This is a genomic window from Henriciella mobilis, from assembly GCF_003576285.1.
GTDB lineage: Bacteria > Pseudomonadota > Alphaproteobacteria > Caulobacterales > Hyphomonadaceae > Henriciella > Henriciella mobilis.
This window is the reverse complement of the sequence record NZ_QWFX01000005.1, coordinates 976,179-997,758: the sequence shown is the minus strand read 5'-3', so window position 1 is coordinate 997,758 and position 21,580 is coordinate 976,179. Positions and strand designations below refer to the sequence as shown.

Genomic DNA, 21,580 nt, shown 5'->3' with positions numbered 1-21,580 from the left:
CTTGCCGGAGGAACCACCATGCTCGCCAATATCAGCGAAACCGCTGTTGAAGATGCCGACATCGCCAAGGGCCACAAGTACCCACTCGCATTCGATACGCCGCCCGCCGCAGACCTGACGGACCTCGACCTCTTTACGGCGGGCCAGCCCTTCGAGGCCTTCGCGACGATGCGCAAGCAATCACCCGTCTGCTGGCATGATGAAAGCGAAGGCGCCGGCTTCTGGGCGCTTACGCGGTATGACGATGTGCGCGCCACCGAGCTCAACACGAAGGTATTCTCGTCGCAGAGGGGCGGCATCCTGATGAATTACGGGCGCGCCGATCAGCGCCACCCTCTGCTCCATCGCGCCTCGCTGGATGCAATGATTTGCCTTGATCAGCCCTATCATATGCCGCTGCGCCGCGCGCACATGCCGTTCTTCACACCAGCCTATGTTGCGAACCTGAAGGCGCGGGTGGACGAAAAAGTAGGGACATTGCTCGACACTATGGAAGCCCGCGCCAGGGACTCGGGCGGGCCGGTCGACATGGTCGAGTTGTTCTCTGCCGAATTGCCCCTGTTCACCCTGTGCGAAATCCTCGGCGTCGCCGAATCCGACCGCCCGAAATTGATCGAGTGGATGCATTATCTGGAGCGGGCCAGCGATACGATGAGGAAGGGAGAAGAAATCGATCCGGCCTTCTTCGGCGCCTTTGTCCAGAACGTGCTTGAGATGTTCGATTTCGGAAAACACGTCCTGCAGGCGCGCCGTAGGGACCCAAAAGAGGACCTTCTTTCGGCGATTGCCAATGCCGAGATCGATGGCTCGAAGTTGTCTGACGAGATGCTTGACGGTTCCTGGCTGCTGATCGTGTTTGCCGGCAACGATACGACGCGCAATTCCTTGTCCGGCACGATGAAGCTGCTCACCGAATTTTCTGAACAGAAACAGATGCTTCTCAAAGACACTTCACTCATCAGCAACATGACACACGAGGCCATCCGCATGGTATCTCCAGTGATCTATATGCGCCGGACAGCGACCGAGGACGCCGAGATACGAGGCCAGAAAATCGCGGAAGGCGAGAAGGTCGTCATGTACTACGGCGCTGCCAATCGAGATCCGGACGTCTTTCCTGATCCAGACCGCATGGACGTCACCCGCGTAAACGCAAAAGACCATATCGCCTTCGGGATGGGGCCACATGTCTGCCTTGGTCAACGCGTTGCAAACATGCAGCTTGAGGTGGCCTACCGCCAGATCCTGGCTCGTTTTCCGAACGCGGAATGGACTGGAGATATCGACATCACGCCGAACAATTTCGTGCACGCAATCGCCCGCCTCGGTGTCGACCTCGGTATTTGAGCCGGAGCGCCATTGGCCATTGAAAGCCGGGCAGCAGAGCCTTCCCTCATTGGCCAAAAAGACAAGAATCCAGCCCGTTAGAACAAATTTCAAGTGCCAGTTTAAACGTTAGTTTCGGGTCGGGTGGTAGTACCAAAGCTGTAGTCAGCCTCGCAGGAATATGAACTTGGACCAAGCCGCCGTCATCGGCCTGACCGTACCGGTTGTGGCAGGTTGCATGTGTGCAATCTTCCTCAGCTTCTGGTACTACAATCGGGAAGATAGAAGCGCTCTGCGGTTCGCGACAGCCTTTTTTCTCGCCGTCACCGGCTTCTCGGCCAACCATTATATTCTGGACAAGGATACGTTAGCGAACGCGATCTTCCATAACGCGTGCTATTCTGGCGGCCTGTATCTCCTCCTGGATGGAATCCATCTGGCCTTCTCTCGCAAGACGCCGGTGGGCACTCTAGGAACAATTGGGATCGGCAGTGTCATCGCTGCCGTCATCATTCAGTTGTCCCCAGCCGACCTTGGCCAGCGTGTTCTCTGGATCAATACCCTTCAGGGCTGCATGCTACTCGTCGCAACGGCGAGCCTTTGGGGCATCTGGCGCAGCAACTGGACCGGCACGGCCACCTACGCTGCACTTATTCTTTGCGCCATCAATATGGTGGTGGTTGCTCCATACAACATAGTTAACTCGTTTGTTTCCGGGGACGTCTTCTTCCAGACTGCCTATTGGGCAACCATGAACATGGTTACCACACTGTCGGTTACGGCCATGGGAGGCGCTCTGGTGGCCGTTTGCGTTATGCAGAGACTCGCCGACCTTCGGGAGGATGCCGATCACGATTACCTGACAGGCTTGAAGACCCGTCGCGCTTTTGAAGAGGCGGCGCGCTATTATTGCGACGCCCGGTCGGGAGAAGTCGCTGCCACGCTCATCATTATCGACATAGATCACTTCAAGACGATCAATGATGAACACGGCCATGTCGCAGGCGACCAGGTTATCGGGCGGATCGGAGCATTCCTGAACGCTCAGACCCGAAGCAGTGACGTCGCCGGTCGCATGGGCGGGGAAGAGTTCTGCCTGCTTCTGCCCGGAACGGATACAGCAGGTGCCCGTCAGCTGGCGGCGCGCTTGCGAGCGAAACTGTCCAACCTCACTTTCGACGCGCTGCCCGAAACCCTTCGCGTGACCGCAAGTTTCGGCATTGCCGAGTTTGGTCGCCGCACCGCATTTGCAGATGCTTATCCCATGGCAGACGCCGCTCTCTATTCCGCCAAGACGCGCGGCCGCGACCGTATTGTCTGCGCGCCTGCCCCCGAGGATGCAGGCCGACCGATCCGGAGGGAACGCTTCAAGGCGCTCCCCGACGGATCGCGCGTGCCAGTCGGACAATTGGCGTCCTGACACCCGTGGCCAAAGGGCCGGAGCGTCAGGCGGCCCTGGAAATCTGCGACAAAGCTTCGCCTGCAGCGGTGCCCGACGCGCGCCAGGCGATATCTCCTAGCGACACCATACCGAGAAGCTTCTTTTCCCGGTCAACAACCGGCAGCCTGCGAACCTTCTGCTGAGCCATGTTTTCGGCGACCTTTTCGACCTCGTCATCGTCAAAACAATAAAGCACACCAGAACTCATGAGGTCGCTGACCTTGGTTCTCCGGACATCCTTGTTGACCGCCACGCCCCGCACGACGATATCCCGATCAGTTATCATTCCAACCAGTTTGTCGTTGCGAGCAACAGGCAAGGCTCCAACATCCTCCCGCTGCATCTTCGTCGCAGCCAGCTGAAGGCTCTCGTCAGCTTCGATGTAGCAGCAGTCCTTGTGCATGATGTCGTGAATTTTCATCGTGGTCCTCCATCTGTTCCGAGGCCGCGCAAGTCCCTCGTCCGGGCGTCCGTGGTGAAAGTCCGGAAAGCCAGATGACCGGCGCGCCTCAAGCGGACATCTGACATCCGCCCCGAAGAACCGAGTACCTTTATAGCAACTTGTTAGTGACTGAGGAAGATTCAGACGGCTCCCAGCCCGTGGACCTCCCCGCGCAAACTGCGTCTCCTTAAACCAGACTCACAACAGCTTGCCCGCAGCAACATTTCGCGCAACGTCTAGCCTAATGACGCTGGGACAGACTTGCCGCCCGCCCCGGTCACATGCTCTCTGTCGAGCAACCCAGAAAAGTGGAGGATACCTGATGTCTGAGAAGCCAGAAAGCGTTGGAAAAGAAGTCCTGTATGAAGTGAAGGACCATATCGCCGTCGTTACACTCAATCGCCCAGACAAACGTAATGCGGTAAACGGTGCCGTCGCTTCAGCGCTCGGCTGGATCTGCGAGGAGACGGAGCGTGACCCCGATGTACGGGTCTGCATTCTGACGTCTTCACTCGAATCGACCTTCTGCGCCGGCGCGGACCTGTCCGAAATTTCGAAAGGCAACGCCGCATCCCTGTCGACCAAGGCCGGCGGCTTTGCCGGGTTCGTCCGCTTCCCGCGCACCAAACCCTGGATCGCAGCGGTTCGCGGAAACGCTCTGGCTGGCGGCTGTGAACTTCCGCTCGCCTGCGACATGATCGTCGCGGCAGACGATTCCCGTTTCGGCCTTCCCGAAGTCAAACGTGGGATTTTTGCCGGCGCAGGCGGTGTTTTCCGGCTTCCGCGCGCCCTTCCCCGGAACGTCGCACTGGAAATCGTCGCCACCGGCGATCCGATGCCTGCGGAAAGAATGTACCAGCTCGGCCTGGTCAATCGCATGGTTGCCTCCGACAAGGTCCTTGAGGAAGCCAAGTCGCTTGCTGGCCAAATCGGTGTGAATGCGCCACTCGCTGTCCAGAAGAGCCTTGAGGTCGCCAGACAGGCCTTCGAGGGCACCGAAGAGGAGCTCTGGAAAAAGTCCGGCGCAGCATCTGCGATTGTGTTCTCAAGCGAAGACGCCAAGGAAGGACCGCGTGCCTTCCTTGAAAAGCGCGCACCTGTCTGGAAAGGCAAATAAAAAATTGCGCCGTCCGGGCGGAATGAGCGTGCCCGGACGGCGCAGTTGCAGGTCTTGCAAGCCCCTCAACTCGCAAGTCTGCAAGGCTTCAAGGTCGGGATCGAGGAGTCGGAGGCTCAATCCCAGTGAAGCCGTCAAATCAACGCTAACCCGGTGAACGCCGGCACAATATCCGTAAGAACCCGTAGGCGAGGAAGTGGGCTGGCTCTGTCGGCCACGGCGTTCCGGCCAATCTCTTCTGTCACACAGCGGCGGCCAATAAAAAGCCCCGCTCGCCGGACTGGCGAACGGGGCCGAATGGTCCGCCCGCTGCGCGGGCAGAACCTCTAAAATGATCAGTTGCCGAAGCGGATCTTTGCCCGCACACCGATCGTCCGCGGCGCACCCAGCGTCGCGTAATGCGAACGCACGGTGACCGGATCGCCATTGATATCCGACACAATCTGGTTGGACAGCGGAGTCGAGATGATGCCGGTCTCGATGTACTCGTCGAACAGATTGTTGACGTAGAGCGAGACGGACCAGTCTTCCGCGTCATAGGTCGCCTTGGCATTGGCAACACCATAGGACGGGATCGCAACCGATGAACCGCGCCCCCCCGTGCGGGTCAGGATATCATCCTGCCAAGAATAGGAGCCGTTGAAGATCAGCTGGTTACCGTTGGCGAGCGGCACATAATACTGACCGAACACCGAGAACTGGCTTTCAGGCGAACCCGGCAGGCGATCGCCAGCCTTGCCGTCCTCGAAAGCCGTGCCAAAGCCTGGAGGCGTGATCGTACGGATCAGGAACGGCACGTCTTCTGTCAGCTCGGTCTTTGCATAGGAATATGAACCGCGAAGATCGAATTGATCTGTGACACGCCAGGAGCCCTGAAGTTCGATGCCGGTCGATTCAGCCCCTGCCGCGTTCACCGTGATCGGAATGTTCGCGTTCACTGTGGCAGAAGCGACCTGAGGATCTGTCCATTCGACATAGAAGATCGCACCATTCAGGATGAGATCTCCGCCGAGCCAGGCCGTCTTGGCGCCAATCTCATAGTTGGTTGTCTTGTCTGGGCCAAACTGGCGCTCGTCGAACTGAGCAATATCGCCCGGATTCGGACCGTACTGCTGGCCGGGTGCCAAGGCACACGCACCCTGAGTCGCATTCGGATCGAACTCATCACATTGGCCGATGCCATTGGACGCACCAACACGATAACCTTCCGAGATTGTGAAGTAAGCGAGGAAGTCGTCCGTCACATCGTAGGAAACGTTGAATTTATAGAGGAAACCATCGTCTTCCTGGGTCAGGCTTGGATCGAAAGGCAGGCCTTTGATCTGGTCCAGCGTGATCAAAGAGAAACTCGGATCCTCGAAAAGTGGGAAGAACACCGTTGTATCGTTGGGCGCGGTCGGATCACCCGATGGATAGAACCGCTCGGTGATTGCACCGTCCAAGAGTTCATATTCATAGAAACGTCCACCGATTGTCGCCTTGAGCTTGTCGGTGAACTGGTAGCCGACTTCGCCGAAGATCGCCGACTCGGTCAATTCATTGTGAGCGATTGAGAAATACTCGAAGCCATCCGGGCGGTTTGTGATGAAGTCAAACCCCAGCACGTCATTGGCGTACTGCGGATAGCCCGGCACATATTCTTCAGACGTCGCAACGTTCTCCTGCTTCGAGTAGAACCCGCCGACAATCCAGTCGAACTTGCTGTCCATAGTGGAAACGAGTCGGATTTCCTGGGTGAATGTCTCGGTCTCGCCAACTTCGCGCGTGAAGGAACCGAAGGCCGGGAAAAGTTCGTAGGAGTACTCAAGCGATACCAGAAGGTTGTTCTGGTCGCGCTGGCCATCGTCCTCGAATTTGGAAAGGCCGGTCGCCGACGTCAGTTCCGCAAAGCCGAGATCGGCAATGACCTCGAGCGCAAGCAGCTCGTTCTTGATCTCGTTCGGTTCAGGCACGCGAAGACCATTCTCGAAGTCACCCGCCGAGAAGATCTCAGGTCCAGCGCCCGGGAAGACAGTACGCTTATTGGAAATCCGGCGGCCGCCGACATCGACGTCCTGGAAGTAGTAGGTCAGCGTGCCATCGAGCCAGTCGGTCGGCGTCCAGCGGGCAGCAAACCGGCCGGAGACGGCTTCCTCGGTGTCGACATCGTCTTCGCGGCGCAGATTGGCCGCGACATCGGCTGGATCAGAGAAATCCGGGTCAGGATTGGAGACACCGATTTCACGAAGCAGGAAGGGCTGGTCGACGAAACCGGAATCGTCGAGGAAATCGATCGAGCCGCGGATCGCGAAGTTGTCGCCAAAGCCTTTGTTGAAGGTGAAGCCGGTATCATAGGAGAAGCTGTCGGCTTCGGAATACTGATAAACATCGGCGCGGGCTTCGACCATGTCGGTGTTGAATTGCGGCTTGACCGGAATGTAGCGGATAGCACCCGCCAGCGTACCAGCACCATAAAGCGTGCCTTGCGGCCCAAGCAGGACCTCGACGCGCTCCATGTCGTTGAGCTTGAGGTCGATGAAAAGCGGGACTTCGCCAAGATAGGTCGCGACCGTGCCGCCCCCCTGAATTGTCACCATCGCCCGGGCCGATCGGGTCGGCATTGATGCCCCGCACGATGATCGGGTTGCCCTGACGCGCGCCGCGATCGACGACGTTGATCCCTGGTACGAAGGAAAGGAGGTCTGAAAGCTCGCTGATGCCTTGTTCCTCGATCTGGGCGGCGCCGACGGCGGCCACATTGATCGGGACATCCTGAACTGATCCTTCACGGCGGGTTGCCGTGATGACAACAACATCCTGACGGGCGACAGCTTCTTCGCCATCAGACTCCTGTGCGGCGGCGGTTGGCAGCGCCCCCCCGATCCCAAGTGCAAACACACTTGCACCCAAAAGCCAGCTTGTTTTCATTGTTTCGTACCTCCTACATGCGGATCAAGAGGTAAGCTTTTCCCGAGACTTTCCGTTTATCAATGAATTTCGTAACCAATCGACTGCTTTTGACCCATCGGTGACACAAATGTCACAATTGTAGCGGGCAACTGACCAATTTATGGACACTTCATGAGCTCAGGCGATTTTTCTCTGGTGCGTGACCTTCTTGCACGCCGTGCCTACAAGGATGCACATGCCTTGTGCATGAAGGCTATCCGGTCTGACCCTAACCGGGGCGAGCCGTACTTTCTTTTGGGAATACTCGCAGCCGACCATGAGAACCACGCCAAGGCCATAGAGCTTTATGACCGTGCCATCGGTCTTGGTGCAGCCCCCTCTGAAGCCCTGGCGCAGAAGGCGCGCAGCCTGATAGCCCTCAATCATCGCGACCAGGCGCTTGCCGCTGTCGAGCAGGCAGCTCATCACAACCCGTCCGATGCTGCGAGCCTGGACACCATCGGTGTCGTGTACAGCCGCGCCGGCCTGCATGAGCGCGCCTTGCCCTGGTATGAAAAGGCGGTTGAAACAGCGCCGGGCTCCGCCCGGCTGCGCTACAATCTGGCCGTTGCACTGCAGTTTGTTGGAAAGATGGACCTGGCCCGCCAAGCCTATGAGGCGTGTCTGGAGCGTGATCCGTCGGAAACACGCGCCTTGACGGGACTGGTCCAGGTTTCACGTCAAACCGAGGACGACAACTACCTCGACCGCCTGATGGCGGCTCAGGGAGTCCTTGCCCGGCGCCCCAGCGAAAAACAGGCTGATGAAACACTCCACATCTGTCATGCCATTGCGAAAACGCTGGAAGATCTCGGCCGACACAAGGAAGCCATGAGTTGGCTCGCGCGCGGCAAGGCAGCCAAGCTTTCCACGCTGAACTATAGTTTCGACAGCGACAGTGCCCTGTTCGAGGCGGCCATCTCGACGGCGGAGTTCGATCTCGCCGACGGACGTAATCAGGCCGCCCCCGTCTTCATCGTCGGATTGCCACGGACCGGAACAACGCTCGTCGATCGCATACTGTCGAGCCACCCGGTCATGACATCCGCCGGGGAACTCACGGATTTTGCGCTTTGCCTCAAACGGCAGCTGAACACGCCATCGCGCTATGTCCTTGACCGCGAGACGCTGCTTGGGGCGCAGCAGGCCGACATGGACGCTTTGGGCCGGGCATATATTGCACATGTGGGCAAGACGCTGGGCATGGAAGGCCGGTTCATTGACAAGATGCCGTTGAACGCATTTTACGCACCACTGATCCTGAAAGCTCTGCCGAATGCCCGCGTGATCTGTCTGCGCCGGCACCCGCTAGACACCGTGCTGTCGAATTATCGCCAGCTGTTTGCGACGAGCTTTTCCTACTACAATTATGCGCTGAACCTTGAGACAGCTGCCAGGTACTATGTTGGTTTCGACCGTATGATGGCCCGTTTCCGGGACGCACTTCCAGAGGATCGCTTTACCGAGGTTCACTACGAATCGATCATCGCCGACCAGGAAGGCGAAACCCGCCGATTGCTGGATTTCTGCGGCCTTGACTTCGACCCGGCCTGCCTCGCCTTTCACGAAAATGCCGCGCCCGTCGCGACAGCAAGTTCCGTCCAGGTCCGCCGACCGCTTTATTCTACCTCGCTCAACCGCTGGAGAAAGGTCGAGGATGAACTCGCACCAGCCATCGCCATTCTCGACAAGGCAGGGCTGCTGGAAGACTAAGCGATCGAACGCCGACACGGTCTGCTCTTGATCGCTGCCCCGCAAACTCTAGGGATAGCGGCTGGAAACAAGACGAGTCAGGCGCGCAAATGCCAGAAAGAAAGCGACGGTTTCGAACAGGACCGGGGACGCTGGTCGCCGCCGCCTTCATCGGGCCGGGAACCGTCACGGCCTGCACCTTGGCCGGAGCGAATTTCGGCTTCGCTCTCATTTGGGCACTCGTCTTCGCGACCATTTCCACCGTCATCCTACAAGACATGTCCGCCAGGCTTGGCGCGGGCGCACGGCTCGGTCTTGGCGAGGCCCTTCTCAAATCGGCACCTGGCTCGCTTGGCACGGCGATCGCGGCAGGGCTGATCCTGGCCGCGCTTGCAATTGGCAATGCGGCGTATGAAAGCGGGAACATCGTCGGCGGAGTCCTCGGTATAGAAGCGATTGCGGGCGAAGGCGCACGCCGGGCATTGATCCTCACCATCGCGCTCGTGGCCGGCGCCATCCTGCTTATCGGCCGCTACAAGCCCATCGAACGGATCCTTGTAGCGCTCGTCCTGCTCATGTCCGGCGCATTCCTGCTGGCTGCTATCCTGACGCGCCCCGATCCGCTCAACCTCCTTTCTGGTCTCTGGCCGATCATTCCCGAGAACGGTCTGCTGACGACGATTGCCCTGATCGGTACGACGATTGTGCCCTATAACCTCTTCCTCCATGCGGCGGCGGCCCGGCAGCGATGGAACGACGATCCTGCCAGTGTCACCGAGGCCCGGCGCGAAGCGGCCGTATCAATCGCCCTCGGCGGCGTCGTCTCCATCCTGATCCTCTCGGCCGCAGCTGCCAGCCTCTTTGCCCGCGGCATCGAAGTTTCGAGTGCTCGCGATATGGCGCTCACCATTGAGCCCGCTTTCGGCCCTGCGGCCCGCTACCTGATCGGGGCGGGCCTGCTGGGTGCTGGCCTGACCTCCGCAGTAACGGCGCCGATGGCAACGGCTTATGCTCTCAACGAATTACTGCCGCCGAAAACCACCGCCAGTCAGACCCGGCGCTTCCGCATCATCTCGATCTCTATTGTCGCGATCGGGGCCGCCATCGCCCTCAGTGGGGTAAAAGCCGTCTCGCTGATCCTCATCGCACAGGCCGCCAATGGGATTCTCCTGCCTGTTATTGCTGTCTTTCTTCTCTACGTCATGAACCGCCGCAGCCTCCTCGGAAAAATGGCCAATGGCCCCATGGCGAATTTTGCAGGGGTAATCGTCGTCCTGATTGCCGCCCTGCTTGGCGCGCGCGGGGTGTTGCGCGCGATTGAAACAGGGCTTGCCACGTTATGAGCGACACAATTGGCGGCAAATCTGCCAATGGCTGGCACTTCTGGGTCGACCGGGGCGGGACGTTCACCGACATCATCGCCCGCAAACCGGATGGTTCGTTCGAAATCACCAAGCTGCTTAGCGAGAATCCAGACGCCTATCAGGACGCGGCGATGGCCGGCATTCGCGATCTCACGGGGGCAGACGACGACGCAGCGCTCGACACACGTCAAGTCGAGGATGTCCGGATTGGCACCACGGTCGCCACAAACTCCCTGCTTGAGCGGAAAGGCGCCCGCACAGTTCTCATTGTAACGACTGGTTTCGCCGACCTCCTGCGCATCGGGCGTCAGGCGCGTCCGGATATTTTTGCGCTCGATATCCGGAAACCCGCCCCTCTCTATGACGTGGTGCGCGAAGTCGATGCCCGTATCGGCCTTGATGGAGCCGTCCTTTCGCCGCTGAATGAAGACGCCGCCCGCTCCATTCTGTCGGAAGCCAGGAATAATGGCGTGGCATCCTGCGCGATCGCGCTCATGAATGCGTGGAAGTTTCCGGAAATGGAACGCCGCTTGGGCGAGATTGCGCGGGAGATCGGCTTTCATCATGTCACGCTGAGCCACCAGGCCGATCCGCTGGTTGGCTATGTCGCCCGTAGCGCGACAAGCGTCGCTGACGCCTACCTCTCTCCAGTCCTGCGCACCTATGTCGACCAAGTAAGAGGCGCCCTCGGCAAGGTTCCGCTTCGATTCATGCAATCGAATGGCGGACTGGCAGACGCCGATACGTTCCAGGGAAAGGACGCTGTGCTGTCCGGCCCAGCAGGCGGCGTAGTTGGTTCGGCGCGCAGCGCTGCAGCGCTCGGTCATGACAAGGTGATCGGCTTCGACATGGGTGGCACATCGACCGACATATCGGTCTACGAAGACGGGTTCGAACGGGTCACCGAAGCCGACGTTGCCGGGACGCCGTTGCGGGTGCCGATGATGGATATCCACACCGTGGCGGCGGGCGGTGGTTCGATCATTCGCTTCGATCAGGGCCGGCTGCAGGTTGGGCCCCACAGCGCTGGCGCTGATCCGGGTCCGTGTGCCTATCGCCGCGGCGGCCCGCTGACGGTCACCGACGCGAACATTCTCCTTGGGCGTATCCAGCCGGCCTATTTCCCTGCCGTCTTTGGCCCCAGGCAAGACCAGTCCCTTGACGTAGATGCCGTCGAGGCAGCTTTTGCTCAACTTGCCAGCACTATTCAGGCAGATAGCGGGGACGCATGGACCGCACAGGAGATCGCCGGCGGTGCGCTTCGCATTGCGGTCGCCAATATGGCCCAGGCAATCCGCAAGGTAACGCTGGAAAAGGGGCGCGATACGGACGGATTCGTTCTCCAGGCTTTTGGCGGGGCCGGTGGCCAACATGCCTGTCTGGTCGCTTCGGAACTTGGTATCGACACAGTCCTCATTCATCCCTTTTCCGGCGTTCTCTCGGCGCTCGGCATCGGGCTTGCGGACGAGATCGATATCCGCCGCGCCTCGGTCGAGAAGCCGCTCGATGAAGCCGGGGTGGCGAACGCAAGAGAGACCATCGACGCTCTCCGCGCTGCGCAGAACGATCGGTTCGCCGGTGCCGGCCCGGAGTCGCTGGACTGGTCGCCCAGCATAGCACTTCGATATTCGGGTACGGACACGACCATCGATGTTCCACTCAATCGTGCCGAGGTCATGCGCGCCGCGTTCGAGGCAAGCCACCAGCGACAGTTCGGATTCACCACCCCAGACCGGTCGATCACGATTGAGAGCGTCACCAGCGAATTGCGACGGGCGGGCACCGATGTCCGCTTGCCGGAACGCCCCCCTCGCAGTGAAGGCAATGCCGAGGCGACAGCAACAGTTCCCGCGTGGTTCGAAGGAGAAGAGCTCGAAACGCCTGCCTATCAGCGCGCCGATCTTCGTCCGGGAGACGCGATAGAAGGCCCTGCCCTGATTGTCGAGCAGACGCAGACCACGGTCGTCGATCCGGGCTGGAGCGTCAGCGTAGCCGCGCGAGGCGACCTCATCATCACACGCAAGGCCATCCAGCCACGCGGTGATATCGCCGCCCACGGGACGCCGGACCCCATACTTCTGGAACTGTTCAACAACATGTTCATGGCGATAGCCGAGCGGATGGGGGCCGTGCTGCGCGAGACGGCAACCAGCGTGAACATCAAGGAGCGCTTGGACTTCTCTTGCGCACTCTTCGACGCAGAGGGGCAGCTCCTTGCCAATGCACCGCATATGCCGGTGCATCTGGGCGCCATGGGCGAAAGTGTACGCACCGTCCTGAAGACACGCGGCACGAGCCTCAGGCCCGGCGATATGATCGCGCTCAACAATCCGTTTAATGGCGGCACCCATCTTCCGGATATCACCGTCATCTCGCCCGTTTTCGACGAAACCGGCAGCGAGATCCGCTTCTTCGTCGGCAATCGCGGCCACCACGCCGACATTGGCGGCATGACACCGGGCTCCACACCGCCTGATGCAAAAACGCTCGAGGAAGAGGGTGTTGTCATTGACGACTTCCTGTTGCGTTCGGCTGGCGAGTTCCGCGAGGCGGCCTTCCGCGACCTGCTCGCAAGCGCCGCCTACCCCGCCCGCGATCCGGATTCCAATGTCTCGGACATCCTCGCCCAGATTGCCGCGAATGAAGCGGGCGCCCGTGACGTTCAAGCCATGATCGCCCGCTATGGCTGGGCCGGCGTTTCGGCCTATGCCCGCCATGTCATGGATAATGCCGAGGAAAGCGTGCGCCGCGTGATTGACCGGCTGAGCGATGGCGAGATGCAGGTGGAAATGGATGACGGCCTGCCCCTCTGTGTCTCCATAAAGGTCGACCACACCGCTCGTTCCGCTCGGATCGATTTTTCCGGCACTGGCGCCCAGCGTCCTGGTAACTTCAATGCTCCGCCCGTCGTGACGCGGTCGGCAGTACTTTACGTCTTCCGCTGTCTGGTGGCGGACGAACTGCCCTTGAATGAAGGCTGCATGCGACCGCTGGAGCTGGTCATCCCCGATGGCAGTTTTCTCTCTCCTTCTCCAGGCAGCGCCGTGGTTGCGGGCAATACCGAGGTCAGCCAGGCGGTCTGCAATGTCCTGCTCGGCGCACTTGGTGCCTGCGCGGCAGCGCAGGGAACGATGAACAATTTCCTCTGCGGGAATGATACCTACCAGTACTACGAAACGATCTGTGGCGGCGCGGGTGCAGGCCCGGGCTTCGACGGCGCGTCTGGTGTCCACACGCATATGACCAATACCCGCATCACCGATCCTGAAATCCTTGAACTTCGCTACCCGCTGCGAGTGCGTGGCTTCTCGCTGCGGCCGGGATCGGGGGGTGCGGGCAAGCACAAGGGCGGCGACGGCGTTGTCCGCGAAATCGAAGCGCTGAGCGGGACGACGGTCACCCTGGTGTCCTCATCCCGCTTTATCCCGCCTTTCGGACTCGCAGGCGGCGGCAATGCTGAAACCGGCCGCCAATATGTCCGTCGCAAGACCGGCGAGACGGAAGACGTCGCCGGCATTTCCCGGGTCGAGCTGGAGCCCGGCGACACAATCACCATTGAGACTCCGGGCGGTGGCGGCTACGGGCATGCCGATGATTAAAACCGAGGACATACGACCGACCATCAGGCTGCGCCAGACGTCCGCTGGCCCGGCCGGTCGCGAACCATTCGACCTCACTGATCGGGGGCTGATGCTTGGCGATGGCGTGTTCGACACCTCCCTGGTGGTAGCTGGCAAGGTCCTCCTCATGGAGGCGCACCTTGAGCGGCTCGCGAAAGACGCCGCCGCACTCGGTATCGATATTGATCCCGGAACGCTGCGCAGCTTCGCTGCAGACGCGATTCCCGACGAGGCAGAAGACGGCGCCCTTCGGCTGACCGTGACGCGCGGGCCGGGCCCCAGAGGCGTTGCCCCGCGCGCCGTCGGGGAAGCCACGCTGATCTCGAAGTTCGACCCTGGTAAACCCGCTTTCCCGGCTCCGCCCATCCGCCTAGCCTGCAGCGACATCCTGCGTAATCCCAGCGCGCCGTCCTCGCGCCGCAAGACGCTGTCCTATACGGACGCCGTCATCGGCACGCAGCGCGCGAAAGCGGCCGGCTTTGACGATGCGCTCTACTTCACGCCGGGCGGCCATGCGGCCTGTACCTCCATCGCCAATATCTTCGCCCGATTCGGGCAGACGCTGGTTACCCCGCCGCTAGAGGATGGGGTCGTCGATGGCATCATGCGCGCCTGGCTGCTCAAGACCGCGCCCGACGCCGGATTCAAGGTCGAGGTGGCAAGCCTTTCGGCACAGGCCCTCGCGCGCGCCGACGCGCTTTACCTGACAAACAGCCTGCAGCTTATCAGGGCGGTGGAGGGGTTGGACGATATTCGCTTCGATGCCGCGTTGCCCGTCTCTCTCGTCGAGCTTTTCACGGATCTGCTGGACAGTTGAACGCGCTACTCCCGGCTGAGCGGCGCCATATCCGCGTCTCCCTGGCCATGCGCTGTCCGCGTACCTGGCACCCGGATGTCCTCGACAAGGTCCTGGATGTCCTGTGGCGGCGCCTTGGTGGCGAGCGCCACCGCGATCCCGACCGCAGCCGACAGCCACATGAAGACGAAGCCAATCCCTTCCGGCGAGACGCCGAACAGCCAGTGTGCCGGATCGGTGTCGACGAACTTGAACCAGTAGATATAGCCGAACGTCGTCACGAGCCCCGTGATCATGGCAGAGATCGCGCCTTCCCGATTCATCCGCGTCCAGAAGATGCCGAGGAAGATGACCGGGAAAAGCGATGCCGCTGCGAGGCCGAAAGCAAAGGCGACCACCTGGGCAACGAAGCCGAGATTATTGGAGAAGATGCCAAGCAGCCCGGCCGCCAGCACAGCGCCAGCCGCAGCCCCGCGCGCGACGCGAAGTTCGGTCTTGTCATTCATGCCCTTGAACAGGGTTCGTCGGCAGAGGTCATGGCTGACGGCTGAACTGATCACCATGAGGAGGCCCGCTGCCGTCGATAGCGCTGCCGCAAGCCCCCCGGCCACGACGAGCCCGATCACCCAGCCGGGCAGGTTTGCGATCTGCGGATTGGCGAGGACGAAGATGTCATTATTGGGCGTCACCTCGTTCGCGACGCCATCGGGGGCATTCGGCCCGCGATACTGCATTATGCCGTCGCCATTCTTGTCCTCGAAGGCGACCAGGCCTGTCGGCTCCCAGTCCTTGTACCAGGTGGGCACAGGCTTGCCGCCTTCAGCCTCGATTTCTGCAGCCCGCGTTTCGTAATCTTCCTCGTCGGAAATGTAGGTCGACTCGTTCACCGTATCGATGAAGTTGATCCGCGCGAAAGCGCCCACCGCCGGCGCCGTGGTGTAGAGGAGCGCGATAAAGATCAGCGCCCAGCCGGCCGATACCCGCGCCGCGCCCGCGCTCTTCACCGTGAAGAAACGGATGATGACATGCGGCAGCCCCGCCGTCCCGAACATCAGGGCAGCGGTGATGCAGAAGACGTCGATCATCGACTTGTTGGTCTCGGTATATTCAAGGAAGCCGAGATCAGTGACGACGGTGTTGAGCTTCTCCAGCATGGAGATGCCCTCGCCTTTGGCCTCGCCGATGAAGCCAAGTTGCGGGACCGGGTTGCCCGTGATGATGATCGACATGAAGATCGCCGGGACGGTGTAGGCGAAGATGAGCACGCAATACTGCGCAACCTGCGTATAGGTGACGCCCTTCATCCCGCCCAGGACGGCGTAGAAGAAAACGATCACCATGCCGATGATGATGCCCCACTCGAAGGGCACGCCCAGAAAGCCTGAAAAGGCCACGCCGACGCCCTTCATCTGCCCTGCGATGTAGGTGAACGAGACGAACAGGGCGCAAACCACCGCGATCACGCGCGCGGTCGTGGAGTAGTACCGGTCCCCGACAAAATCCGGCACGGTGAACTTGCCGAACTCCCGCAGGAATGGCGCGAGCAGCAGGGCGAGCAACACATACCCGCCCGTCCAGCCCATCAGATAGACCGAACCGCCATAGCCCATGAAGGCGATGAGCCCCGCCATGGACAGGAAGGAGGCCGCCGACATCCAGTCGGCTGCCGTCGCCATGCCATTGACGGTCGGGTGGACGTCATGGCCGGCGACGTAGAAATCGTCGGTCGAGCCAGCCCGCGCCCAGATGGCGATGCCGATATAAAGCGCGAATGTCGTGACGACGAAAAAAAGGGTCCACGGATCGAGCATGTCAGGCCTCCACCCCGTGCTTCTTCTCGATCCGGCGCATGGCCCAGCAATAGAAGAAGATCAGGCCGACAAAGACGTAGATGGCGCCTTGCTGGGCGAACCAGAAGCCGAGCGGTGCCCCGCCAATGGAGACCTGGTCGAGCCAGTCACGCAGCAGGATGCCCGCTCCATAGGAGACGACAAACCAGATCACCAGCAGGCCGATGGTCAGCCGGACGGTGTCTTTCCAATAGGCTTTCGCGCGCGCTCTAGCGGTTTCGTCTGCCATATGGCCCTCCCCTTTAATGCTTCGCCGACTCTCATGGCCGCTTTTTGGAGATGGTACGGATCAATTCTGCAAGCTGCAATCGACAATCCGGTTTGCGTGCCTGCGGGCTTGTCTCGGAAGGAACGGATGTGCAGCTCTGGCCGCCTGGAGCCGGATCCATGTGAGGCGCCCCAGCGCCGATACGGGATCAAATCTGCCCCCCTGCGCCAAAACCGCCACGAGCCGGCGGCCCTGGCGTTTCGAACAGACTGCCCTGTGAATGACAGGGCCGGGCGCGTCCGGTTTGAACGCTGAAGTGACTGCCGCTCTTTCGAGACGGCGATAGAGCGCCCGAACCGGACGCGCCCGCGGAAGCTTGCCCGCTCGTTTGACGCGGGCCACCCAGAGGTGACACATGGACGAGCCGTCGCCCACGCGCACAAGTGGATAGCGCCGACCGCCCATGGCAGGGGCGTTACACCCTGCCGGCAGCACTGGTCACTTCCGCCCCAGCTCCTTGCGAAGCCCTCTTCAGACACGCCGCGCGCTCGCTTGCCCGCTGCCTGCCTCAAGAAGCGCACCCACCGGTCGGTCCGGACCGCCCTGCCCGGGTGCGAGGTGAGGCGATTATGCCGGTGAAGCGGCAGGGGCGGAAACTATGGGGAACATTTTTGCACACATCGCCCGCTTTCCCCCGCGTTCAGCGTTTCGCGGGGCGCTGGTGCATGTTACTTCACTAGGCAAACAAAAAATTCTCTGGAGGAACCATGCATTATGCCGAGCTGAAGCGGGCACGTGATGAATTGACCGGGCCGGGCGCAGACTTCGAGATCGTCGAGGCAGACGTTCTCGGCAACCGTATCCGCACCTGGAAGAACGCCCCGCCGAGCGTGCGAGAAGTGTGGCTTGCGACCCGCGAATTCGCTGACCGTGACTATCTCGCCTATCACGATGAAACGCTGACCTACGCCGAAACGCATGCGCTGACCGCATCGGTCGCCAACTGGCTGTTTGCGCAAGGCGTGAAACCAGGCGACCGCGTCGCGATTGCCATGCGCAATTATCCCGAATGGATGATCATCTACTGGGCGTGCTGCTCGGTCGGCATCACCGTTGTCGGCATGAATGCCTGGTGGACGGCCGAGGAAATGGCCTACGCGCTGAAGGATTCAGAGCCGAAAGTCATCTTCCTCGACAGTGAGCGCCTGGCCCGCGTGCGCGAGAACCCGGACATGGTCGCCGGCAAAACGCTAGTCGGGGTGCGGCTGGACGACTACCCCGCCGATGTCACCCCCTGGAGCGATGTGGTTGCCACGGGCGGCGAGATGCCCGAGGTCACGGTCGACCCGGACAGCGATGCCTGCATCTTCTACACATCCGGCACGACGGGCTTTCCAAAAGGCGCGCAGCTCACCCATCGCGGTTGCGTGTCGAACCTGTACAACATGCTCTACGCCCGCGCCTCCTCCGCGCTGGCCGTCATGTATGCCACCGGCGAGGTGCCGCCCGATCCGCCGCCGGTCCCGGTGACGCTGATCAACACGCCGCTCTTTCACGTCACCGCCAACAATTGCGCCGCCTATGCCGTCACCGCAGCCGGCGGCAAGATGGTGCTGATGTACAAGTGGGATGCGGGCGAGGCGTTGCGCCTGATCGAAACACACCGGATCATGACGGTGAGCGGTGTGCCCGTCATGGCGCGCGAACTCATCAACCATCCCGACTTCGACAAGACCGATACGTCCAGCCTGATGGCGCTTGGCGGCGGCGGCGCGCAAGTCCCGCCGGACCTCGTCCTGAAAATCGAGGAAAAAGTGGCCACCGCGCGCCCGAACACAGGCTATGGCATGACTGAAACCTGCGGCATCATCACGTCCGTCGCAGCCGACTTCTATGTCGACCGGCCTGACAGTGCTGGCCCGGCCATGCCAAGCTATGAAGCCAAATGCGTCGATCCGGACGGCAATGAAGTGCCGCAGGGCGAGACCGGCGAGCTCTGGGTGCGTGGCTCATCCGTCATCAAGGGCTATATCAATCGCCCGGACGCGACCGCTGAAACCATCACCGATGGCTGGCTGCACACGGGCGACATTGCGCGCATCGACGAGGATGGCTTCATCTATATCGTCGACCGCAAGAAGGACATGGTGCTGCGTGGCGGCGAGAACATCTACTGCGCCGAGGTCGAGGCCGGCCTGTATCGTCATCCGGCCGTGGCCGAATGCTCTGTCTTCGGCCTGCCAGATGAGCGCCTCGGTGAGGAGGTTGCTGCGGCCATCGTCGCCAAGCCCGGCGAAACGCTGAGCGAGGACGCCATCCGCGAGCACTGCCTCACCATCATGGCCAAGCACAAGGTGCCGCGCTTCATCTGGATTCTCGACGAGGCCCTGCCCCGCAATGCCAGCGGCAAATTCCTCAAGCGCGACCTGAAGGAGCAGCTGCTCCAGCAGCTTGCCCAGGCCAGCAGCTGATCTCGTCCCCGGCCGCCTTCAGGCGGCCGGGAACTAGTTCACAAGACCTATTCGCCCGCCGATTCGTCGGGAACCGGGAAGCCCCGGTCACGCATCAGGGCGTTGGTATCGGGCGCATGACCGCGGAAGGCCATGTAGGCATCCGACGGCGACATGGTGTTGCCGACAGACAGGATCCACTTACCGAACGCGTCGGCGGTCTCCCGGTCGTAAGGCCCACCAGCTTCTTCAAACGCTTCCCAAGCGTCGGCACTGAATGTGTCGGCCCACAGATAGGCATAATAGCCGGCCGCATAGCCCTCGCCTGAGAAGACGTGGGCAAATTGCGGCATGCGGTGGCGCATTGGCAGCTCCTCCGGCATGCCGAGGCTCTCGAGCGTTTCACGCTCGAACGTATCAGCGTCGAAGCCTTCGAAGTCTGTCATCGTGTGCAGTTTCATGTCGACCAGCGCGCTGGCGAGATACTCGGTCGTGTCGAAGCCCTGACGCGCATTCGCCGCCCGCTCGATCTTGTCGACCAGTTCCTGCGGGATAGGCTCGCCGGTCTCGACGTGAAGCGCATAGTTCGAGAGCACCTCACGCGTCGGCAGCCAGTTTTCATGGACCTGGCTCGGGAACTCGACATAGTCACGCGGCACGGCAGTGCCCGCCAGCGACGGATAGGTCACGTTCGAGTTCAGCCCGTGCAGGGCATGGCCGAATTCATGGAACAGCGTCGTGGCATCGTCCCAGGAAATGAGGACCGGTTCGCCCTCGCCCACCTTCACGAAGTTGGAATTGTTGGACACGATGGGCGTGGTGAACCCGTCTAAGTTGTCCTGCGTGCGGTAAGCATTCATCCAGGCGCCGGAGCGCTTGCCCGCGCGTGCATAGGGATCGAAGTACCACAGGCCGAGATGCTCGCCGTCGCGGGTCACTTCCCAGACGCGGACATCTTCATGGAAGACGGGCACGTCGTCGATCTGCGTGAACTCCATGCCGTAAAGCTCGCCAGCCATCCAGAACATGCCTTCGCGGAGATTCTCCAGCTGCAGGTACTGTTTCACGGCTTCGGAGTCGAAGTCGTACTCCGCCTGGCGGACTTTCTCGGCATAGTAGCGATAGTCCCATGGCGCGATCTCGAAGTCGGCCCCTTCGGCATCGGCCACCGCCTGCATGGCAGCGACTTCCTCGGAAACCTTCGCCTTGGCCGCCGGCCACACTTTCATCATCAGCTCCATCGCTGCCTTCGGCGTGCCGGCGACATTCTTCTCAAGGGCCCAGGCCGCATAATTGTCATAGCCGAGCAGCTCGGAGCGTTCCGCCCGCAGCTTCATGATGTCGGCGATGACGGCATTGTTGTCATACTCATCGCCATTGTCGCCGCGATCGTAATAGGTGCGCCAGACCTCTTCACGCAGGGCCCGGTTGTCGGAGAAGGTCAGGAAGGGGTCCATCGAGGAGCGCGTGTTGAGGATGGCATACTCCCCGCCTTCATTGTCGCGCGAAGCAGCAGCCGATTTCGCTGCATTGACGACCGATGGCGGAAGGCCCTCAAGCTGGTCCTCGGTGAGCCAGGTGACATAGGCTTCCTCGTCGTGGAGGAGGTTGTTCGAGAAGGTCGTATAGAGCGATGCGAGTGCCTGGTTGATCTCGGCGACACGCGCCTTGTCGGCATCGTCAAGGCCAGCCCCGGCGCGCGTGAAGTCTGTGTAGTAGTCCCAGACCAGGCGCTGCTGCTCGGGGGTGAGCGTGCTGTATTCGTCGCCATTGTAGATCGCATCGATGCGTTCGAAGAGCGCCTCATTCTGATAGAACTCATCACGGAAAGCAGCGAGCTTCGGCGCCATCTCGCGCTGGACCGCCTGCACGTCCGGGCTGCTAAGGTTCGACGACCAGATGCCGAACAGGGTCGAGACACGGTCCAGTTCGGCCCCGCCCTCTTCCAGAACGAGGATCGTATTGTCGAAGGTCGCCGGAGCATCCTGCGCCGTCAGGGCGTCGAGCTCTTCGCGAGCGCTGTCGATGGCCGATTCAAGCGCAGGCTGGAACATCGAGACCTCAACCGCATCGAATGGCGGCACACCGGCATAGGGCCCGGACCACTCGGCCGTCAGGATGCGCCATGACTCATCCTGCGCGGGCGTGTCGGCGTCGGCCTCTTCAGATGGGCTGTCTGCAGTCTCGCTGCCGATTGCTGCAGCGGTTTCGGTCGGCGTGGCCTCGCATCCGGAGATCGCCATGAGGGCGAGCGCCGATGCGCTGAAAAGCAAGCTCGGTTTCATCGAATATGGCTCCTGGTTCCAACATGCCCTTTCATGACAGGGCGGGCAAAAAACATCCAGT

Annotated in this window: 13 protein-coding genes and 1 pseudogene; 8 read left to right on the top strand and 6 right to left on the bottom strand. The window is 60.9% G+C overall.

Features of this window, described 5'->3' with window-relative positions; all coding sequences use genetic code 11:
* Positions 1–18 precede the first annotated feature (18 nt).
* Both D1223_RS04480 and D1223_RS04475 read left to right on the top strand, forming a co-directional pair.
* On the top strand, positions 19–1,347 hold the full coding sequence (locus tag D1223_RS04480; RefSeq protein WP_119375183.1) for a cytochrome P450: 1,329 nt from the start codon (positions 19–21) through the stop codon (positions 1,345–1,347).
* Positions 1,348–1,513: 166 nt separating this feature from the next.
* The gene (locus tag D1223_RS04475) at positions 1,514–2,746 is read left to right on the top strand and encodes a GGDEF domain-containing protein (RefSeq protein ID WP_158588403.1); all 1,233 of its coding nucleotides are present in this window, start codon (positions 1,514–1,516) and stop codon (positions 2,744–2,746) included.
* Between the two features lie 25 nt (positions 2,747–2,771).
* On the opposite strand, the gene D1223_RS04470 is transcribed toward D1223_RS04475, so the two are convergent.
* On the bottom strand, positions 2,772–3,188 hold the full coding sequence (locus D1223_RS04470; RefSeq protein ID WP_119375181.1) for a CBS domain-containing protein: 417 nt from the start codon (positions 3,186–3,188) through the stop codon (positions 2,772–2,774).
* A 343-nt stretch (positions 3,189–3,531) separates the two neighbouring features.
* Here D1223_RS04470 and D1223_RS04465 point away from each other — a divergent pair, with 343 nt between their 5' ends.
* On the top strand, positions 3,532–4,326 hold the full coding sequence (locus tag D1223_RS04465) for a crotonase/enoyl-CoA hydratase family protein (RefSeq protein ID WP_119375180.1): 795 nt from the start codon (positions 3,532–3,534) through the stop codon (positions 4,324–4,326).
* A 335-nt stretch (positions 4,327–4,661) separates the two neighbouring features.
* Here the strand turns inward: D1223_RS04465 and D1223_RS04460 are convergent, their stop codons facing one another.
* Positions 4,662–6,926: a TonB-dependent receptor gene (locus tag D1223_RS04460; RefSeq protein WP_233353034.1), complete on the bottom strand. Its 2,265-nt coding sequence runs from the start codon at positions 6,924–6,926 to the stop codon at positions 4,662–4,664.
* A 55-nt stretch (positions 6,927–6,981) separates the two neighbouring features.
* Positions 6,982–7,233, bottom strand: a pseudogene (locus tag D1223_RS18995) (hypothetical protein); the annotation flags it as partial.
* A gap of 153 nt (positions 7,234–7,386) precedes the next feature.
* Between D1223_RS18995 and D1223_RS04455 the strand changes: the two are divergent.
* The 4 genes from D1223_RS04455 to D1223_RS04440 all read left to right on the top strand — a co-directional run bounded on the left by D1223_RS04455 (position 7,387) and on the right by D1223_RS04440 (position 14,747).
* On the top strand, positions 7,387–8,967 hold the full coding sequence (locus D1223_RS04455) for a tetratricopeptide repeat-containing sulfotransferase family protein (protein ID WP_119375179.1): 1,581 nt from the start codon (positions 7,387–7,389) through the stop codon (positions 8,965–8,967).
* 89 nt (positions 8,968–9,056) lie between these two features.
* Complete coding sequence (locus D1223_RS04450) at positions 9,057–10,289, top strand: Nramp family divalent metal transporter (protein WP_119375178.1); 1,233 nt, start codon at positions 9,057–9,059, stop codon at positions 10,287–10,289.
* On the top strand, positions 10,286–13,909 hold the full coding sequence (locus tag D1223_RS04445) for a hydantoinase B/oxoprolinase family protein (protein WP_119375177.1): 3,624 nt from the start codon (positions 10,286–10,288) through the stop codon (positions 13,907–13,909). The genes D1223_RS04450 and D1223_RS04445 overlap by 4 nt, the downstream gene beginning before the upstream one ends.
* Entirely contained in the window at positions 13,896–14,747 is an 852-nt protein-coding gene (locus D1223_RS04440) for an aminotransferase class IV (protein WP_158588402.1), read from the top strand. Before D1223_RS04445 ends, D1223_RS04440 begins: the two co-directional genes overlap by 14 nt.
* A gap of 5 nt (positions 14,748–14,752) precedes the next feature.
* On the opposite strand, the gene D1223_RS04435 is transcribed toward D1223_RS04440, so the two are convergent.
* On the bottom strand, positions 14,753–16,537 hold the full coding sequence (locus tag D1223_RS04435; RefSeq protein WP_119375175.1) for a sodium:solute symporter family protein: 1,785 nt from the start codon (positions 16,535–16,537) through the stop codon (positions 14,753–14,755).
* Position 16,538: 1 nt separating this feature from the next.
* Positions 16,539–16,805, bottom strand: coding sequence for a DUF4212 domain-containing protein (locus tag D1223_RS04430; protein WP_119375174.1), 267 nt, complete (start codon positions 16,803–16,805; stop codon positions 16,539–16,541).
* Positions 16,806–17,551: 746 nt separating this feature from the next.
* Between D1223_RS04430 and D1223_RS04425 the strand changes: the two genes are divergently transcribed.
* Positions 17,552–19,255 carry a class I adenylate-forming enzyme family protein gene (locus D1223_RS04425; protein ID WP_119375173.1) on the top strand — a complete coding sequence of 568 codons (1,704 nt, stop codon included), beginning with the start codon at positions 17,552–17,554 and terminating at the stop codon, positions 19,253–19,255.
* Between the two features lie 47 nt (positions 19,256–19,302).
* On the opposite strand, the gene D1223_RS04420 is transcribed toward D1223_RS04425, so the two are convergent.
* The gene (locus tag D1223_RS04420; RefSeq protein ID WP_119375172.1) at positions 19,303–21,519 is read right to left on the bottom strand and encodes a M3 family metallopeptidase; all 2,217 of its coding nucleotides are present in this window, start codon (positions 21,517–21,519) and stop codon (positions 19,303–19,305) included.
* Positions 21,520–21,580: the final 61 nt, after the last annotated feature.

Bases quoted from the DNA above. Each gene is read 5' to 3' on its own strand.
- D1223_RS04480 (WP_119375183.1), top strand. From the start codon at position 19: ATGCTCGCCAATATCAGCGAAACCGCTGTTGAAGATGCCGACATCGCC.
- D1223_RS04470 (WP_119375181.1), bottom strand. From the start codon at position 3,188: ATGAAAATTCACGACATCATGCACAAGGACTGCTGCTACATCGAAGCT.
- D1223_RS04465 (WP_119375180.1), top strand. From the start codon at position 3,532: ATGTCTGAGAAGCCAGAAAGCGTTGGAAAAGAAGTCCTGTATGAAGTG.
- D1223_RS04460 (WP_233353034.1), bottom strand. From the start codon at position 6,926: ATGCCGACCCGATCGGCCCGGGCGATGGTGACAATTCAGGGGGGCGGC.
- D1223_RS04455 (WP_119375179.1), top strand. From the start codon at position 7,387: ATGAGCTCAGGCGATTTTTCTCTGGTGCGTGACCTTCTTGCACGCCGT.
- D1223_RS04450 (WP_119375178.1), top strand. From the start codon at position 9,057: ATGCCAGAAAGAAAGCGACGGTTTCGAACAGGACCGGGGACGCTGGTC.
- D1223_RS04445 (WP_119375177.1), top strand. From the start codon at position 10,286: ATGAGCGACACAATTGGCGGCAAATCTGCCAATGGCTGGCACTTCTGG.
- D1223_RS04440 (WP_158588402.1), top strand. From the start codon at position 13,896: ATGCCGATGATTAAAACCGAGGACATACGACCGACCATCAGGCTGCGC.
- D1223_RS04435 (WP_119375175.1), bottom strand. From the start codon at position 16,537: ATGCTCGATCCGTGGACCCTTTTTTTCGTCGTCACGACATTCGCGCTT.
- D1223_RS04430 (WP_119375174.1), bottom strand. From the start codon at position 16,805: ATGGCAGACGAAACCGCTAGAGCGCGCGCGAAAGCCTATTGGAAAGAC.
- D1223_RS04425 (WP_119375173.1), top strand. From the start codon at position 17,552: ATGCATTATGCCGAGCTGAAGCGGGCACGTGATGAATTGACCGGGCCG.
- D1223_RS04420 (WP_119375172.1), bottom strand. From the start codon at position 21,519: ATGAAACCGAGCTTGCTTTTCAGCGCATCGGCGCTCGCCCTCATGGCG.